Origin of the sequence: Corallococcus sp. AB049A (assembly GCF_003668885.1) — a bacterium.
Classification (GTDB): Bacteria; Myxococcota; Myxococcia; order Myxococcales; family Myxococcaceae; genus Corallococcus; species Corallococcus interemptor.
This window is the reverse complement of the sequence record NZ_RAWL01000763.1, coordinates 1-1,781: the sequence shown is the minus strand read 5'-3', so window position 1 is coordinate 1,781 and position 1,781 is coordinate 1. Positions and strand designations below refer to the sequence as shown.

3 protein-coding genes are annotated in these 1,781 nt (G+C 72.5%); all 3 read left to right on the top strand.

What is annotated here, in order from left to right; genetic code table 11:
- On the top strand, positions 1 to 236 hold a 236-nt coding region (locus D7X55_RS43770), incomplete at its 5' end, for a hypothetical protein (RefSeq protein WP_199747341.1).
- On the top strand, positions 236 to 1,072 hold the full coding sequence (locus D7X55_RS39160; protein ID WP_120553034.1) for a cytochrome c oxidase subunit II: 837 nt from the start codon (positions 236 to 238) through the stop codon (positions 1,070 to 1,072). The genes D7X55_RS43770 and D7X55_RS39160, both read left to right, overlap by 1 nt.
- Positions 1,069 to 1,781: cbb3-type cytochrome c oxidase subunit I (locus D7X55_RS39155; protein WP_199747340.1), on the top strand; the 713-nt coding region annotated here is incomplete at its 3' end. The genes D7X55_RS39160 and D7X55_RS39155, both read left to right, overlap by 4 nt.

Here is a 1,781-nt window from a genome sequence, read left to right as displayed (position 1 = left end):
GCCTCCGGGCGCTGGCGGGGCTGCTCGGAGGACTGGGGCCGGCGGTGGCGGCGGCGTGTCCCTCGTGCACGGCCCGGGCTCCGGAGTCTCCGGGAGGAGCGGGCGAGCTCTTGCTGGCGCTGATGCTGGTGCCCTTCGCGCTGGTGGGCGTGGGGCTCTGGGCGGCCCGGCGGGCGGGACAAGAGGCGCCAGGAGCCGAGCGGGCTTCGGCCCCCGTGGAACAGGAGCATCCGTGATGGAGGAGTCCCCCGCGGTGTCCCCGCCGTTCTCGAGCGACGCCGCTCCCCCGGATGCGCAGGCGCCCCTGGCGGTGCCTCCCGCGCGCGGCGCCTGGAGCCTGGCGCCTCCGGAGAACGCGAGCGCGACGGGCGGCCGCATCGACGCGCTGCTGGCCACGAACCATGTCTTCGACGTGGCGCTGGCGGCGGTGATGCTCGGGTGGTTGCTGCTGGCGGTGGTGCGCTTCCGGGGGGCCCGGAAGGTGGCGCCGGATGGGGGCACGCGGCGCTCCAGGGCGTGGGTGCTGGGGCTGGCCGTGGGCGTGTTCGGCGTGGTGGACGGGACGCTGTTCCTGGGCTCGCAGGGATATTTGAACGACGTGCTGTGGAACTTCCGCGTCCCCACGGAGGATCCGCGCACGGTGCGGATCCAGATCAACGCGCACCAGTGGTCATGGGAGGCGCGGTACGCGGGCGCGGACGGGGCGTTTGGCACGAAGGACGACGTGGTGACGTGGAACGACCTGCGCGTGCCGGCGGACGTGCCCGTCTGGGTGCAGCTGGTCTCCACGGACGTGGTGCACGGGTTCAGCCTGCCGGCCTTTCGAGTCAAGCTGGACGCCATCCCGGGCCGCGTGAACCAGACCTGGTTCCAGGCCGCTCGCGAGGGCGCGTGGGAGGTGGCCTGCTACCAGCACTGCGGCACCAGCCACTACCGGATGCGCGGCATGCTGACGGCGCTGTCGCCGGAGGCCTACGCGGCCTGGCTGCGCGAGGCGAGCCTCAAGGCGGCGCAGGCCTACGACCCGGATGACACGGCGGCCCACTGGGGCTGGGTGTGGAGGACGCCATGAAGGCGGGGGCGTTCGTGAAGTCGCTCTGGACGACGGACCCGCAGCGCGTGGCGCGGCAGTACCTGTGGGGCGGGTTCCTGTTCCTGTTGATTGGTGGCCTGCTGGCCATGCTCATCCGCTTCCAGTGGGCGTGGCCGGGGCAGCCGGTGCCGGGGCTCGGGTGGGTGCTGCCCGAGTCGAAGGGCGCGCTGACCCCGCCCACGTACACGGCCGTGTTCACGATGCACGGCCTGTTGATGATCTTCTTCGCGGTGACGCCGCTGCTCTTCGGGGCGCTGGGGCACTTCGTGCTGCCGCTGGCGATTGGCTCCAGGCAGATGGCGTTCCCCCGGCTGTCGCCGTTCGGCTTCTGGGCCTATGCGCTGGGCGGCGCGCTGATGCTGGTGTCGTTCGTGGTGCGGCTGGGGCCGGCGAGCGCGGGGTGGACGTCGTATCCGCCGCTGGCGACGCCCGCCTTCACCCCGGGGCTGGGGCAGACGCTGGTGACGGTGGCGGTGCTGTGCGTGGGCGTGTCCGCGTTCCTGTACGGGCTCAACTTCGTCGTCACGGTGGTGCGCTGCCGCGCGCCGGGGATGACGTGGGGACGGATGCCGCTGGTGGTGTGGGGGCTGTTCTACGGCGCGGTGCTCAACGTGCTGTTCGTGCCGGTGCTGGCGGCGGCCACGGTGCTGCTGTTGCTGGACCGGGTGGCGGGCACGCAGTTCTTCAT